The 15197-nt window shown below is 52.4% G+C and carries 14 protein-coding genes; 5 read left to right on the forward strand and 9 right to left on the reverse strand.

What is annotated here, in order from left to right:
• Positions 1–62: 62 nt before the first annotated feature.
• The gene (ispG, locus tag KNP80_RS01235; RefSeq protein ID WP_021065716.1) at positions 63–1184 is read left to right on the forward strand and encodes a flavodoxin-dependent (E)-4-hydroxy-3-methylbut-2-enyl-diphosphate synthase; all 1122 of its coding nucleotides are present in this window, start codon (positions 63–65) and stop codon (positions 1182–1184) included.
• A 71-nt stretch (positions 1185–1255) separates the two neighbouring features.
• Positions 1256–1837 carry a hypothetical protein gene (locus KNP80_RS01240; RefSeq protein WP_251128806.1) on the forward strand — a complete coding sequence of 194 codons (582 nt, stop codon included), beginning with the start codon at positions 1256–1258 and terminating at the stop codon, positions 1835–1837.
• 51 nt (positions 1838–1888) lie between these two features.
• Here KNP80_RS01240 and KNP80_RS01245 read toward each other — a convergent pair whose 3' ends face one another.
• The 4 genes from KNP80_RS01245 to KNP80_RS01260 are packed head-to-tail and all read right to left on the reverse strand — an operon-like array spanning position 1889 to position 5360.
• Positions 1889–3286: an NAD(P)H-hydrate dehydratase gene (locus KNP80_RS01245; RefSeq protein ID WP_214831859.1), complete on the reverse strand. Its 1398-nt coding sequence runs from the start codon at positions 3284–3286 to the stop codon at positions 1889–1891.
• Positions 3287–3344: 58 nt separating this feature from the next.
• Complete coding sequence (locus KNP80_RS01250) at positions 3345–3755, reverse strand: Fur family transcriptional regulator (RefSeq protein ID WP_021065713.1); 411 nt, start codon at positions 3753–3755, stop codon at positions 3345–3347.
• A complete protein-coding gene (locus tag KNP80_RS01255; RefSeq protein ID WP_214831861.1) occupies positions 3742–4605 on the reverse strand; it encodes a metal ABC transporter permease in 864 nt (287 codons plus the stop codon). Before KNP80_RS01255 ends, KNP80_RS01250 begins: the two co-directional genes overlap by 14 nt.
• Entirely contained in the window at positions 4602–5360 is a 759-nt protein-coding gene (locus KNP80_RS01260; RefSeq protein WP_021065711.1) for a metal ABC transporter ATP-binding protein, read from the reverse strand. The genes KNP80_RS01255 and KNP80_RS01260 overlap by 4 nt, the downstream gene beginning before the upstream one ends.
• A gap of 189 nt (positions 5361–5549) precedes the next feature.
• Here KNP80_RS01260 and KNP80_RS01265 point away from each other — a divergent pair, with 189 nt between their 5' ends.
• The 3 genes from KNP80_RS01265 to KNP80_RS01275 all read left to right on the forward strand — a co-directional run bounded on the left by KNP80_RS01265 (position 5550) and on the right by KNP80_RS01275 (position 9507).
• Positions 5550–7082 carry a Ppx/GppA family phosphatase gene (locus KNP80_RS01265; RefSeq protein ID WP_214831862.1) on the forward strand — a complete coding sequence of 511 codons (1533 nt, stop codon included), beginning with the start codon at positions 5550–5552 and terminating at the stop codon, positions 7080–7082.
• Positions 7079–9244, forward strand: a complete 2166-nt coding sequence (locus tag KNP80_RS01270) for an RNA degradosome polyphosphate kinase (RefSeq protein ID WP_214831864.1) — start codon at positions 7079–7081, stop codon at positions 9242–9244. Before KNP80_RS01265 ends, KNP80_RS01270 begins: the two co-directional genes overlap by 4 nt.
• A gap of 92 nt (positions 9245–9336) precedes the next feature.
• Positions 9337–9507, forward strand: a complete 171-nt coding sequence (locus tag KNP80_RS01275) for a DUF1427 family protein (protein ID WP_021065708.1) — start codon at positions 9337–9339, stop codon at positions 9505–9507.
• Between the two features lie 34 nt (positions 9508–9541).
• On the opposite strand, the gene KNP80_RS01280 is transcribed toward KNP80_RS01275, so the two are convergent.
• From KNP80_RS01280 to KNP80_RS01300, 5 genes are all read right to left on the reverse strand, one after another.
• A complete protein-coding gene (locus KNP80_RS01280) occupies positions 9542–10105 on the reverse strand; it encodes a hypothetical protein (protein WP_214718334.1) in 564 nt (187 codons plus the stop codon).
• Between the two features lies 1 nt (position 10106).
• Positions 10107–11009, reverse strand: coding sequence for a deoxyribonuclease IV (locus KNP80_RS01285; protein ID WP_214831865.1), 903 nt, complete (start codon positions 11007–11009; stop codon positions 10107–10109).
• Positions 11010–11090: 81 nt separating this feature from the next.
• Positions 11091–12443, reverse strand: a complete 1353-nt coding sequence (locus KNP80_RS01290; protein ID WP_418508283.1) for a DEAD/DEAH box helicase — start codon at positions 12441–12443, stop codon at positions 11091–11093.
• A gap of 52 nt (positions 12444–12495) precedes the next feature.
• On the reverse strand, positions 12496–13434 hold the full coding sequence (locus KNP80_RS01295) for a sugar ABC transporter substrate-binding protein (RefSeq protein WP_029595230.1): 939 nt from the start codon (positions 13432–13434) through the stop codon (positions 12496–12498).
• Positions 13431–15194, reverse strand: a complete 1764-nt coding sequence (locus KNP80_RS01300; RefSeq protein ID WP_214833416.1) for an ATP-binding protein — start codon at positions 15192–15194, stop codon at positions 13431–13433. The genes KNP80_RS01295 and KNP80_RS01300 overlap by 4 nt, the downstream gene beginning before the upstream one ends.
• Positions 15195–15197: the final 3 nt, after the last annotated feature.

The following is a 15197-nucleotide window of genomic DNA, read 5'->3' on the forward strand; positions in this document are numbered from 1 at the left end:
TAATAAGGAAACCACTCATCTGAAATCGATTGGAACCTTTCCAAAAGAAGGAGATTACGTATATGTCAGAAATTTTGCATCGTTCATTAACCCGTCCGATCCGTGTCGGCAACCTCATCATCGGTGGATCCAATGAAGTCGTCATCCAGTCAATGACGACAACAAAAACTCATGACGTCGAAGCAACCGTCGCTGAGATTTTACGTCTCGAAGAAGCGGGTTGCCAAGTCGTCCGCGTCGCTTGTCCTGACGAGCGTGCGGCTGACGCCCTCGCTGAAATCAAGAGCCGCATCAATATCCCGCTCGTCGTCGATATTCACTTTGACTATAAACTGGCGCTCAAAGCCATCGAGAGCGGTGTCGATAAGATCCGCATCAACCCGGGTAACATCGGTCGCCGCGAGAAAGTTGAAGCGGTCGTCAACGCTGCTAAAGCAAAAGGTATCCCGATTCGAATCGGTGTCAACGCCGGCTCGCTCGAAAAGCAGTTTCTCGAGAAATATGGTTACCCGACGGCCCAAGGGATGGTCGAGAGTGCCATGCACCACGTCAAGATTTTGGAAGATCTCGGCTTCTATAACACGATCATCTCGCTCAAGGCGTCTGACGTAAACCTCGCCCTCGAAGCATACACGCTCGCGGCCAAGACGTTTGACTACCCGCTCCACGTCGGGATCACCGAGTCGGGTCCTCTCTTCTCAGGCTCACTCAAGTCAGCAGCTGGCCTCGGTGCGATTCTCTCGCTCGGTATCGGTTCGACGGTCCGCGTCTCGTTATCGGACGATCCGGTCGAAGAAATCAAAGTTGCCAAAGAAGTGCTCAAATCGTTTGGTCTCGCGGCTAACGCAGCGACACTCATCTCATGCCCAACATGTGGTCGCATTGAGATCGACTTGATTTCAATCGCTAAAGAAGTCGAGGAGTATATCCAAAACATCAACGTCAACATTAAAGTTGCCGTCCTCGGCTGTGCAGTAAACGGACCTGGGGAAGCTCGTGAAGCTGATATCGGGATCGCCGGCGCCCGCAACGAAGGCCTTCTCTTCCGTCACGGGAAAATCATCCGGAAAGTACCGGAAGCCACGATGGTCGAAGAATTGAAAAAAGAAATCGACGCCATCGTCGCCGAAAAATTGGCCGCACGTGAACTTGAAGAGCAAGAGCTCGCCAACCAATCTAACTAATCCTTTGCCCGCTCGGTTGCAACCGAGCGGGCTTTTGGTACAATAAGGGTTATGAGCAAGGAGGGACGAATATGCACATTGGAATTGACCTCGACGGAACCGTCACGGATCCGCAAAGTTGTTTTCATTATATGAACGATGCGCTCGGATACGCCATCGATTATCATCAGGCGACCGAATACGAGCTGCATACTTATACAGATATGACACAAGAAGCGTTTTGGCGCTTCATGATTGAACAAGGTCATGAGGAAGCGATTTATCGTCGCTCACTTCCGCATTCCGAAGTGAACGCCGTCTTATGGAATATGCGCAAGTCGCACCGCCTCCATTACGTCACGGCCCGCAGCGAAGCCGTCCGCGCCGTCACCGAGGAGTGGATTCGGCAGCATGAACTCCCACTCGACTCGCTCATCATGACAGGGAGCCATGACAAGGTCGGCGTCGTCAAACAGCTCGAACTCGACCTATTCATGGAGGACCGTTATGAGAACGCGATCTCGATCCATGAACAGACGACCATCCCGGTCCTATTGTTCGACGCGCCGTATAATCGCAAACCGTTACCGGATGGGGTGAAACGGATCACATCTTGGAACGAGGCGCTCCACATCGTCAATCGCTTCGAGACGACCAAGTCCATCACCATTTAAAAAAAGCCCCATATACGTTGGATAGGAATATCCACTGTATACAGGGCTTTTTTATATGTGTCCGATTGCTTCGATGACGTCTGTTGCGAGGACACTCGCCGGATGCATCTGCCGACTCGCGGCTTGTGCCGCCAAGGCGTGCCATAGGACGGCTTGTTCGTTCGGGGACGACTCGGTGTCAATTCGGTCCGTCCGCGCCCAGAGCGCGAGCAACATTCCGGTCAACACGTCGCCGCTCCCTCCTTTCGAGAGCGCCGCGGCTTGAATCGTATTGACCGCCCCCGTCCCGTCTGGTTTGACAATGAGCGTATGCGTCCCTTTCAAGATGAGGTGAATCCCATGTTGCCGTGCGAAGTCTGACGCGATACGGAACCGGTCCGCTTCAATCTCGGCGACGGACCGTCCCGTCAAGCGAGCGAACTCTCCCGGGTGCGGCGTCAACGTGAGAGGACCTTCCGCTGCGAGATGTTCCGTCGTCAAGGCGCCCGCATCGACGATGAGCGGTTTCGATTGACGACTGACGGTTTGCCATAAACGGTCCGACCGTTCATCGTCGACGAGACCTGGCCCAATCGCCGTAGCTGCATACTCCTTGTCCGGCAACTCATCGATGCCATAATACATCGCCTCAGGTAAACTCGATGCCATGATGTGCGCCTCCGATGGGATGGCCAAGTCCAGTAAGCCAATGCCAGTCCGTAACGCCGCCCGGGCCGCCAAGAACGGGGCTCCAATCAAATGACGGCTCCCGCCAATCAAACATCCATGCCCATATCGATTCTTATGACCGTACGGGTCGCGCTCGAGCAAATCCCGGTCAAAGTCTGACTCCGTCAACACGCGCCATTCAGACGTGTGAGGCAGTCCGATATCGACTACCTCGACCGTCCCATAATATGGGGCCGTCTGTGTTAAAAAGGCACTCCGCTTATAGCCGTGTAGCGAAAACGTCGTATCCGCCTTAACCGCATGTCCGTCAAATTCTGACGCCTCATCACTCGGGACACCGGACGGCACATCGATCGCCATGACCGGCGCCGACTGTTCACGCATCCAAGTGATGACGTCCCTCGCCTTTCCGGTGACCGGACCACGGAATCCGACCCCGAACAAGGCGTCGACGACATAATCGGCGTCTCGGGGCTCCTCGACGATGGTGACGAAACGGCGCGCATACGCCGCATGCCGTTCCCCTTCCGAAGACTTCGGTTCGCCAAATGGGGCATAGACAAAGACGTCACACCCTCGCTGTGCCGATTCTCGAGCCACGACCCAGCCGTCCCCACCGTTATTGCCGGCGCCGCAGATGACGAGCACCGACGAGCGTGGCCGGAAGGTCAGACGGGCCGCCACGGCCGATGCTGCCCGTTCCATTAACACGTCGGCCGGCATCCCTTGCCGGAGCGCCGTCGTATCGGCTTGTTTGGTTTCGGCTGCGGTGTAAATCATCTCGACTCCCCCTCTCTTGATTCGACAAAAAAGGGATTGCATCCACAATCCCTTCTCGTCACTTACATTGTTTACAATACCCGTAAATCTCGAATTTATGATCGACGACCTCAAAATCAGGATCGAGCGTCTCGACATAGCGCATCGGGCAGAGCTCGAGCAGCTTCGTCTTACCGCAACCGCGGCAAATCAAATGGTGATGATGATGATTCGACCCGCACGTGACGCGGAACGCCTTCTCTCCATTCAATTCGGTCGCTTCGAGCAATCCTTCCTCGGCGAATGACTTCAAGTTGCGGTACACGGTGTCAAAACTCATCGTCGGATGTTTCGCGCGCATATAGTCGAGCACATCCTTGGCACTGACGTAACGCTCTTCCGCCGCGAGAAAGGCAAACATCTCAATCCGTTTCGGTGTCACTTTGAGCGACGACGATTGCAGACGGGTCAATTGTTCAGTTTCCTTCATAACGAACCTCCTTCTTCCGAGCGAGTCCGAGTCGTTCAGCCAGCATGACGACGGCTAAAATCATAACGGCGAGCAGAACGATGACACCACCCGGGGCGACATCGAGCTCATAGGCGAGGATGAGTCCGCCAATCGTCGCGACTTCTCCGAACACGATTGACCAGAGAATCGTTTGCTTGAAGCTGCTCGTGAACCGGAGCGCAGCCGCTACCGGTAATGTGATCAGACTCGAGACGAGCAGCGTGCCGACGATGCGCATGCTGACGGCAATGACGAGCGCGACGACGAACATGAACAGCACGTGGAGCATCGTACTCGGCAGACCCGACACTTTCGCCTGTTCTTCATCGAACGACAAGAACAACAGCTGTTTATAGAACACGATGATGATGAGCAGCGTGAAACCCGCCACCGCTAAAATCATCCAGATGTCTGATAGACTGACCGCTGAGATTGACCCGAACAGGAGCGTCGACAAATCGATGGAAAACCCGCGCGACAACGAGATGAAGATCGCACTGAGTCCCATCCCGGCCGACATCATGATCGGAATCGACAACTCTTGGAAATGGACGTATTTTCCGCGGAGCCAATTGAGGCCGAGCGCGGCGAGCACGGAGACGAGCGTCCCCAAGTAAAGCGGGTTCAAGTCGCTGAACAGCAGAATATACTGTCCGAGGAACAGACTGAACGAGATTCCGGCAAGCGTCATATGGGACAATGCGTCGGCAATTAAGCTCATCCGTCTGACAACGACGAACGAGCCGATGAGCGGCGCGGTGAACCCGATGACGACGGCTGCGATGAACGCATAACGTAAAAAGCTGTACGTGAACAGATCCGTGATCATGACGTACCTTCATGGACGAGCACTTTGACCGGATACGGTTTAATCGCCGTCAATTCGCCGAGCTCACTATATTCTTTCAAGCCACAGTTGCAGGCCATACGTCCGTGATCGAGATGGACGACTTTCGTGACGAGGTCGGTGACGACGTTCAAGTCATGGGTAACGAGAATGAAAGTACATGACGTGTGCTCGCGCAACAGATGGAGCACCTCATAAAAATCACGCAAATGTTTTTGGTCGACCCCGACCGTCGGCTCATCCAAGATGAGCAAGTCCGGTTGGTTGACAATCGCTCGAGCAATAAAGACGCGCTGTTGCTGACCGCCGGACAGGCTGCCGATTTTCCGATGTCGAAACTGCCACATATTGACCGTCTCGAGTGCATTTTGAATGGCCGCCTTGTCTTCGATATTCAACCGTTTGAACAGACCGAGGCGTCCATAACGGCCCATAGCGACGACTTCCTCGACCGTCACCGGAAATCCTGAGTTAAACGACGCGGCTTTTTGGGAAACGTAACTTATACGAGACTTGTCTTTGAACTGTCCTTGGGGACGGCCGAACAGTTCGACTGATCCGGTTTGCGGCGATAACAATCCGAGAATCGTCCGAATCAACGTCGATTTGCCGGACCCGTTCTCCCCGACGACAGCGACAAAGTCGCCTTGTTTAATATCGATGGACACGTCCTGTAGCGCGGCGGTCCCATCGTAATGATAGGAAACATGATTTAATTTTACGACGGATGTCGTCATAAGCTACCCTTCTCTCGTGTGATAAATCGTAATCATTTCTACTTGCTTGGCGTCTGTATTATACAGAATATCAGTCTATGCTTCAAGTATAGAGGCAATGCGAGCCGATTGGCGGCGCACGAACTGAAATCCGTATGTAATTTTATGGTCTTCGTTGTACACTAGAGATAACGCAGAGGGGGTTTTTCCGTGGAGAAAAAACTAGCAGTCATCGATATCGGGTCCAACTCGATTCGTAACGTCATTTTTGAAGTGAACGGCCACGGTCAGTATTTTGAACGGTTGAACGTGAAAGAAGTGGCACGGCTGTCGAGCCATATCACCGATGACAATGAACTGTCCGAGTCTGGCATCGAGGCGCTCATCGAGACGCTGAATCACTTTAATCGCTTGAACGAGCATCACGAAGTGAAAGAAGTGTTGCCCGTCGCGACGGCCGCCATCCGCAACGCCAGCAATTCCGAGGCCATTTTAGAAGAAGTCCGGCAAGCGACCGGCATGGAGATTCGGTTGTTGAGCGACTATGAGGAGGCGTTTTACGGCTACTCGGCCATCATCAACTCGACGTATATCGAGGACGGCTATTCAGTCGATATCGGTGGTGGTTCAATGGAAGTGACCTACTTCAAAGATCGTGAACTCGTCTTCTATCACAGCTTCCCGTTCGGAGCCGTCACATTGACCGAGGACTTCATGAAGGGTGACACGCTCACGAAAGACGAGCGTAAACAATTGACGACGTTCTTGAAAAAGTCGTTCAAAGAGATCGACTGGCTCGAGCCGCACGGTATACCGCTCGTCGGTGTCGGAGGCACGGCTCGAAACCTCGTTCGGGTCGAACAGTCGATGTCCTTGTTCCCACTCGAGGGAATTCATCAATACACGCTCGGGGCCGACCGCCTGCATGATGTCGTCGACGAACTCATACAAATGTCGCCGAAACAACTTGGGCGTCTCGACGGTTTGTCGAAGGACCGGATGGACATCATCGCCCCGGCCGTGACCGCCATCGATGAACTGGCGAAGTATTTGAAAGTTCCTGAGTTCATGATGAGCAACAACGGACTACGCGAGGGCTTGTTCTATGAGTACTACTTAAAGGAAAACAATCTGGTCCGTTTCGGTGACGTCAAAGAAGAAAGTTTCCGGTATTTCGAGAAGCAGTATGCCGTCGACCTGGTCCGTCATCAACACTTGATTCATCTCGCCCGCCAAATCTACACCGGCTTGATTGAGACAAAGACGATTAAGCCGAAACCGTTCGAACCCGGTCTTTTAGAAGGGGCGTGCCGGCTCGCTTATGTCGGGGAATATATCGACCATAACAACAAGAGCGACCACACGTTCCACTTGATTACGACGAACGATTTTAAAGGGATGAACAACGAGGACCGGCTCGCCCTTGCCTTGGTGACGTCCTATAAATCGCGACGCCTGCTCAAACAACATATCGAAGGCTTCCCTGAATGGTTCGACTCGAAGATGTTGAAGAGCTTAGAGCTGCTCGGCTCCATCGTCAAGCTCGTCGACGCGCTCGATTTGACCGAACGTCAAGTCGTAGAGAACGTCGACGTATCCTCGACCGAGGAAGGACTTGTCTTCACGCTTCATACGCACACATCCCCGCGCTTTGAACTGCAGCGCGGCATCCGCCATAAAAAACATTTGGAACGTGCGATTGACCAATCAATCGAGTTACGCGTAGAGGAGAGAGATTCATGACCATCTACTTACCCGAACATTTCAATAACCGTGAGCTCAGCTGGCTGAGCTTCAACGAACGCGTCTTGCAAGAAGCGATGGACGAACGCAATCCGCTCATGGAACGGCTGAAGTTTCTCGGCATCTTCAGCTCGAACCTCGATGAGTTTTATATGGTCCGTTTCGGCGGATTGAAGGACGAGGTGCTCGCCGGCTTCAACCGTCCGGAAGACAAGGCCGGTCTGACGCCGAAGCAGCAAATCAAAGCCATCTCCATCAAGGCGCAAGAGCTCGTCGAGGTCCAGTACGCGACATATAAGAAAATCCTCAAGCAGCTCGCCGCGGAGAACGTCCGTTTCTTGCGGCCGAAACATTTGAATAAGACGCAACTCGAGTTCGTCAAACTCTATTTCCGGACGCATGTCTTCCCTGTCTTGACGCCGATTGCCGTCGACGCCTACCGGCCGTTCCCGATGTTGTTGTCTAAATCACTGAATATCGCCGTCGAGATCGCCTCGACCGATGAAGGCAAGAAACGGCTCGCTCTCGTCCAAGTGCCGGCCGTCTTGCCACGCTATCTCGAGCTACCGACCGAGGATGAGGACCATACCGACTTGATGTTGCTCGAGGATGTCATCATCCAGTTCATCGACTCGTTGTTCAAAGGGTTCGAAGTCGAGTCGACGATGCCGTTCCGAATCACCCGAAACGCCGATATGCCGTTCCATGAGGAAGGCAGCCGCGACGTCTTGAAACAAATCGAGAAAGAGTTGAAGAAACGACGCTACGGGGTCGCGATTCGGCTCGAGGTGCAGCAACGGTCGCTCAGTAAAGAGCTGTTGTTCATGCTCCAGGACGTGCTCGACCTTCATGACCGGGACATCTTCCTCGTCGATGGTCCAATCGATTTGACGTTCTTGTTCGGGGTCTATAATAAAATCGGGATCGAGTATGATGAGATGATTAACGAGACGCTCATTCCGTTCGTCCCGGAAGGACTTGAACCGGGGAAAGATTTGTTCCAAGCGGTACTGAAAAAAGATTACTTGCTCCACCATCCGTACCATTCGTTCGACCCGGTCGTCCGCTTCATCGCCCAGGCGGCCAAAGACCCGAACGTCCTCGCCATCAAGCAGACGTTATATCGGGTGTCCGGTGACTCGCCGATTATCAAGGCGCTGACCGATGCCGCCGAGAGCGGGAAGCAAGTGACGGTGCTCGTCGAATTGAAGGCCAGGTTCGATGAGGAGAAGAATATTCAATGGGCAAAACAGCTCGAGAAAGCCGGCGCCCACGTCATTTATGGCTATAAAGAGTTAAAGACGCACTCGAAAATTACGCTCGTCGTCCGTATTCTTGAAGGCGGCGTCTTGCAACGGTTCGTCCATCTCGGTACCGGCAACTATAACGACTCGACCGCCAAGCTGTACACGGACATCGGCTTGTTGACAACGAACGAAGAGCTCGCCGAAGACGCGACCAACTTCTTCAACTGGCTCTCGGGGTACGGAGAACGTCCGTCGTGGCATAAATTCGAGACGTCACCGGACGACATGCACGACTTCTTCCTTCAAAAGATTGAGGACGAAATTAAACTGCACGAGAAATTCGGTAACGGCCGCATCGTCGCCAAGATGAACTCGATTACCGACAAGCCAATTATCACGAAACTATACGACGCCTCACAGGCCGGCGTCAAAATCGATTTAATCATCCGCGGCATCTGTTGTCTGCGTCCGGGCATTAAAGGCATCTCGGAAAACATCCGTGTCATCTCCATCATCGATCGCTATTTGGAACACTCGCGTATCTTCTACTTCTATCAAAACGGGAAAGAAGACTTATATTGTTCCTCTGCCGACTGGATGACCCGTAACATGCACAAACGGATTGAGATTCTATTCCCAATCCTCGATGCGGGACATAAGTCGTATATTAAAGACATACTCGCGCTACAACTCGTCGATAACGTGAAAGCCAGAATCCAGCGTGCTGACGGCAGTTATGTGTATTTGAAACAAGAAGCCGGACAAGAACAAATTCAATCACAAATCATCATCCATCAATACACGGGCGGCCGCTGGAACAACATTCCGAGCGTGTTTGAACGGGAACCTTCGAACTGGGCCGAACGGGAAGTCCTTCGCTTACGAGCTGAAAATGAGAAAATGACAGATGACTGATGTTAGACTTCTCAAACGAGAATGAACATTGTATAATGAATTCGGTTACCTGTTAATAAAGCGTTTTCATTTCGATTATGGAGGAATCATTCATGCAAGAAATCCTATTGTCATTGCTCGCTGGTCTTATTTGTGGCATGATTTTCACCGCTTTGAAGTTGCCGCTCCCTGCTCCACCCGTTTTACCTGGTGTCATCGGCATCTTCGGCGTGTTTCTTGGGATGAAAGTATATCAATTCGCACTCGCGAACTGGCCATTTTAATTCAAAAAACGAAGCCCCTGGGCTCCGTTTTTTTTTACATATCGTAATGTCTTGCTTTGTGACACGTGGGGCATAGCCATGTGCCGCTTCCTGCTTCAAAATGATACTCCATCAGACGAACCCCGAATGCTCCAAAACGATTCAAATCATCCCCGCATGCCTCACAGACAGTCGTCGGGGCGAGTTGTAACATCGCCTGTTCGTTTGCCAAGTGGGCGCGAAACGACTCCCGGGTCCACTTGGCAGAAGGCACGCGGTATCCTTGTTCCCATTTCGCGCGGATGACATCGTTAGTATCCCCGTCATACATCCCGGCTCGGAGGAGCGGATGATGGAAGTCGAGGCCGACCACATCAACGAGACTATACGCCGTCACTTCGGGCGTTGCCTCCATCCGCCAATAACGGTCAAACGGGCGCTGCGTCGTCTCTACGAGCATGACTTCGACTTCGGCCACGATTCCATACTCGAGAATCTCGATCCATGCTGTCGCCTCGTCAATTTGCCCTTCCACATAAAACGGGCTCGCTTCTTGAAAATATGTCGGAAGCGCAGACCAGACATCATATACGTTCGGGTCGATCCGAATGAGGCTCATCTTATTGGTGCGCGAGCGTAAACTGTTCGCGCCATTCGGCGTCAAAGCGGTTCGCCCGGAACATCTCGATTTCCTGCTTGTATGGTGCCACTTTCGTCTTCTCACTGATTGGAATATATGGTGTCTCTAAAATTTTCGGCAAGTGGGTGAACGCCTCGTGATGAATGATGCGGTTCAACGTCTCGAATCCGATTTCCCCGTATCCAATATTCTCATGTCGGTCTTTCTTCGCGCCACGAACGTTCTTCGAATCGTTGACGTGGATGACACCGAGACGCTCGAGTCCGACGATTCGCTCGAACTGTTCGATGACGCCGTCCAAATCGCCGACGAGGTCGTAACCTGCGTCATGAACGTGACACGTATCGAAGCAGACCGACAGGCGATTGTTATGCGTCACCCCATCGATGATGGTCGCCAGCTCCTCGAACGTCTTGCCGAGCTCGCTGCCTTTCCCAGCCATCGTCTCGAGCGCGATTTTAACTGTTTCATCGCCAGTGAGCACTTCGTTCAAGCCCTCGATGATGCGGGCGAGTCCGACCTCTTCACCGGCACCGACGTGGGCACCGGGATGGAGCACGACATGGCGCGCGACTTGGAGCGCCTCGGCCCGTTTAATCTCGGCTGCTAAGAATGACACGGCGAGTTCGAACGTCTCCGGTTTCGTCGTATTTCCTAAGTTGATGATATAAGGGGCATGGACAACGATTTCCTCGATGTCGTGCGCCGCCATATGGACGAGCGCCGCCTCGATATTCAAGTCCTCAATCGGTTTGCGACGCGTGTTTTGGGGCGCACCCGTATAGACCATCATCGTATTGGCACCGTAAGACACGGCCTCCTCACTACCTGCGAGCAACATCTTCTTACCGGAAACTGAAACGTGGGAACCAATTTTTAACATAGTCATTTCTCCTTCATTCTCATCTGTCTTTAGTGTACACAAAAAGAAGAATCGACTCCACGAAGTCGATTCTTCTTTTGCTTAGCGACGGTTCTTCTTACGAACTTCGCGACGTTCCTTACGTTGGCTCTGCATATGCTCACGTGAGGCCGTCTCTTTCAACTTATACTTGAACTTCTTCTTGTAACCAGGCTTGACCTTTTTCTTCGCCTTCTTGATTTCGCCCGCCATCCGGCTGTGCGCCGTTTGCGAGACTTTCATCTTCCGGTCGGTCGTGCGGCGTTTGCGCGTCTTAATCTCTTGGAGCGATCCGTTCCTCACATCGACGTGCTTGAACGTGAAACCACGCTCTTCGAGTCGATTGATGGGACCGTTCTCGTGATCTTCATATAACGTGTACGCTTCGCCCGTCTCACCGGCGCGGCCCGTCCGGCCGACACGGTGCGTATAGAAGTCGAGGTCTTTCGGAATTCCGAAGTTGATGACGTGCGATACACCTTTAATATCGATGCCGCGCGCTGCTAAGTCGGTGGCAATCACGAACTGATATTTCGCGTCGTTTATGTCTTTGATGGCTTGCTTGCGGCGACGAGCTTGCATGTCCCCGTGAAGCGTGCCGACGTTGAGTCCCGCCTCGCGGAACGAAGTCTCCAACTCATCTGCATCCTGTTTCGTGTTCGTGAACACGAGACAGACGAACGGGTTAATCGTTTTGGCGATTTCGACCGTCAACGCCTTACGGTCACGGTGACGTACCGGGATGACGTGATGCTTGATTTTCGGAACGACACGGTGCTCTTCACTCGCTTCCGCGTAGCGTGGGTCGTGCAAGTATTTCTTCAAGAACGGCTGTAACTTCTCAGGGATTGTCGCTGAGAAGACCATCGTTTGAAGTTTTTCTGGCAACGCCTGCGCGATACGGTCGACTTCAGGCAAGAAGCCCATGTCGAGCATTTGGTCAGCTTCATCGACGACGAAGTGCGTGACTTTGTGCGGGAATAACGCTTGGACTTTCATCAAGTCGAGCAAACGACCTGGTGTCCCGATGATCAGTTGTGGTGGGTTTTTCATCTTGTCGATTTGTCGTTCCCGGTCAGTTCCTCCGACAATCAGACTTGTCTTAATATAATCCGGCTGTTTGACGAGGAGTGTTTTCAACTCTTCGTGAATCTGCCAAGCGAGTTCGCGCGTCGGTGCGACGACGATGGCTTGGACCGATTCTTCTTTCGGATCGATTGCTTCTAAAATAGGTAAGAGGAACGCAAGCGTCTTCCCCGTTCCGGTTTGTGATTTCCCAATGATATCGCGGCCATTCATGGCAGCCGGGATAATCCGGGCCTGAATGTCCGTCGGTACTGTGATGCGCTTTTCTGTCAAGGCATCGACGATAAACGGTAACAATTTGAACTGTTGGAAGCTGTTCAATCGATACACCTCCTGTTTCTTTCCACTTTTCCTAGCATAGCGGAATCTAATCATTTGTCAATTAATCTTTTGCGAGCCCTTCATACAAATAGCTCGATGTGTAGTAGTGTGGTGCGATTTTCTTGCCGCTCAAATATAGTTCGAGCGCTTTGAACCCGACCTCGATCATCTCATTCGGAGATTGGACGACGGTCGCATTTACTTTGCCGTTATGAATGAGCGGATAAATCCCCGTCACCCCGTCGACCGATACGAGCGTCTTGTCGCTGAGTCCATGACTTTCAAGGGCACGGACGACACCGAACGTATTGTCATCGTTATGCGAGAAGACGGCATCGAATGGGATGTCGGACTCGAGCCAACGTGACATCTCGATCTCCGCTTGAAACGTATCATAGTTTCCGGTGATGGAGGCGACGACTTGAAGGTTGTCGTTCGCCTTATCATATTCCGTCAATCCGAGGCTTCGGTCAATCGTCGAGCGGACCTTGGCCGTCCCGCGTACTTCGACAACTCGAATCGGACGGTCTAGCCCGGCGTGTTGGGCGGCGATATGGTTCGCAGCCATGCGTCCGATTTCGACATTGTCGGACATGACGGACGTCAAAACGCTCTCATGGTCGATCATACGGTCAATCGCGATAATCGGAATGCCTTCCCGCTCGGCACGCTCGAGCGACGAACGAATGAACGCCTCGTCGAGCGTCGTCACAAAAATCGCTTCGACCCCGCGGTCAATCAAGGCATCCAATTTCTCTTTCTCTAATACCCGTGAGTCCTCGCTCGTCGTCGGGACAGGGATGAACCCTTTTTGGTTCGCCGTCCGGACGAAAGCGGCCAGTAACTTATTGGCGTGTTCGTGCTTCTCACTGACGAAGACGAAACCGACTTCGTTATTCTCGCTCGATTGTTCCGGCAATTGAATTGATGTGATCAGTAAAATCGTCAACGCCCAGACGACAGGCAGCCATAGCCAGTAATGTTTGAATCCTTTCGTCATGGGTGTGACCGCCTTGGGATTTTAATCATCATGGCCGTACCTTCTCCTTCAACGCTCTCGATTTCCATGTCACCGTTCACGGCTTTCAAGTATTCGCGAATCATGTAGAGACCTAAGCCGTTGCCGTTCTCTTTCGTCGTGTAAAACGCCGACCCGACCGATTTGACTTGAGCCTCGGTCATACCGATGCCGTTATCCTTGATCAAGAAACGATAATCCCGCTCCGTAAATTGAATCGTGACCGTGACATTGCCGGCGGCCCCTTTCGAATCGACGGCTTCGACCGCATTTTTGAACAAGTTGTAAAGGATTTGAATGAGCATGTCGCTCGAGCAGTAGAACGGCGGCATGTCGTTCGGGAAGTTCAACTCCCAATTCGTGACCCGCTTATAACACTCGGCGTCGAGCAAGAATTCAAGGCGACTCGCAAACTCTGTCATATCGAGCCATTCTTCTTGCAGTTTGGCCTGATCCGGTTTGGCGAGCGTTAGCATCGTCGTAATCAAATGGTTGGCCCGGTCGAGCTCTGAGAGGGCGAGGTCAAGCATCTCTTGGCTGCTATGCCCTTCTTTCACCATCTGTAACGTGATTTGGACAGGTGTGAGCGGGTTACGGATCTCATGAGCGATTCCGGCCGCCAGCTGTCCGAGCGAGGCGAGCTTCTCTTGCTGGAGCAATAGTTGTTGTTGGCTAAGCTGTTCCCGTCGTGCCGTCTCCATGCGGCGGGAATAGTCGTTATACGTATCAAGCAACGTCTCGACTTCTTTGGAGCCGGTCCGTTCTAGTTGAATCGGTTCAAGCGACTGCTGCTTCTTGATGTTTTGCACGAGCTCGAGGAGCGGGCTCGTCAACGTCTTCGACAACAGCAAACCGACCATGATACTTAAAAAGAACGTGACGAGCGTAATCATTAAATATTGCCAACGCGTCGCATAGACCGCCTCGTACACAGAATCGGTACTATGTTTAGCGAGGACGCTCCAGCCGGTGACACGGGCGTCCGGTTCATACATGATGACGTCATCCTCGGTGCTGAACAGCGTCCGGACCGAATAGTCGTCCGTCGCCTCGATAATAGAGCGAGGCAGACGACGTTCCGCGTCTGTGACGAGATTGAACGATGTCGATAACACCTCGCCCCGCTCGTTCAACAAATAAAGAATCATATCGTCGTTCGCCGATTCGAGCATGCGTCGATATAAATCGGAGTTGAGCACGCTGATGCTGCCGCCAAACATCCCGACCAACCGGTTATCCTCAAGGACCGGTACGTATAAAAACGTCCCGACGTCACCGGAGATGGAAATCGGTTCACTCATGAATAAGTCGTTGCCTCCACCGTTGAGCACTTCGTTAAACTTTGCATCGGCTTTCAGTGTCGTGGTCGGCACTCGACGTTGCGAGTACCATTTAAAGGCATCGTCCTGTAAATCGTAATAAAAAATCGAGGTAAAGCTCGTGCGCTGATTCAAATAGCCGGTTCGAATCCGTTCTTCGATATACGTCTCGTTTCCGACGTAGGCGCCGAGATAGACCAAGTCTTCATACAGTTTACCGAGTCGCGTCTCTAGGTTCTCGATACTCCCGTCAATCGCATAATCAAATTGTTCTTTCGCTAGCTCTTCCGCCCGGGACACCGTCACACGATCGGCAGAGAACGCTAGTGAAGAGATGACAAGTCCTAGTATAATGAAGATAATAAATGTAATCTGAAAGAAGTACGATTTTCGAACTTCAAGCAATGTTCTCACGCGTTCCACGGT

Origin of the sequence: Exiguobacterium sp. E4787 (assembly GCF_018618375.1) — a bacterium.
Classification (GTDB): Bacteria; Bacillota; Bacilli; order Exiguobacteriales; family Exiguobacteriaceae; genus Exiguobacterium; species Exiguobacterium chiriqhucha.

Excerpts from the sequence above, each read along its gene's own strand:
- KNP80_RS01285 (WP_214831865.1), bottom strand. The coding sequence starts at position 11,009 with ATGTTAAAAATTGGTTCCCACGTTTCAGTTTCCGGTAAGAAGATGTTG.
- KNP80_RS01270 (WP_214831864.1), top strand. The coding sequence starts at position 7,079 with ATGACCATCTACTTACCCGAACATTTCAATAACCGTGAGCTCAGCTGG.
- KNP80_RS01260 (WP_021065711.1), bottom strand. The coding sequence starts at position 5,360 with ATGACGACATCCGTCGTAAAATTAAATCATGTTTCCTATCATTACGAT.
- KNP80_RS01240 (WP_251128806.1), top strand. The coding sequence starts at position 1,256 with ATGCACATTGGAATTGACCTCGACGGAACCGTCACGGATCCGCAAAGT.
- KNP80_RS01245 (WP_214831859.1), bottom strand. The coding sequence starts at position 3,286 with ATGATTTACACCGCAGCCGAAACCAAACAAGCCGATACGACGGCGCTC.
- KNP80_RS01250 (WP_021065713.1), bottom strand. The coding sequence starts at position 3,755 with ATGAAGGAAACTGAACAATTGACCCGTCTGCAATCGTCGTCGCTCAAA.
- KNP80_RS01295 (WP_029595230.1), bottom strand. The coding sequence starts at position 13,434 with ATGACGAAAGGATTCAAACATTACTGGCTATGGCTGCCTGTCGTCTGG.
- ispG (WP_021065716.1), top strand. The coding sequence starts at position 63 with ATGTCAGAAATTTTGCATCGTTCATTAACCCGTCCGATCCGTGTCGGC.
- KNP80_RS01275 (WP_021065708.1), top strand. The coding sequence starts at position 9,337 with ATGCAAGAAATCCTATTGTCATTGCTCGCTGGTCTTATTTGTGGCATG.
- KNP80_RS01280 (WP_214718334.1), bottom strand. The coding sequence starts at position 10,105 with ATGAGCCTCATTCGGATCGACCCGAACGTATATGATGTCTGGTCTGCG.
- KNP80_RS01255 (WP_214831861.1), bottom strand. The coding sequence starts at position 4,605 with ATGATCACGGATCTGTTCACGTACAGCTTTTTACGTTATGCGTTCATC.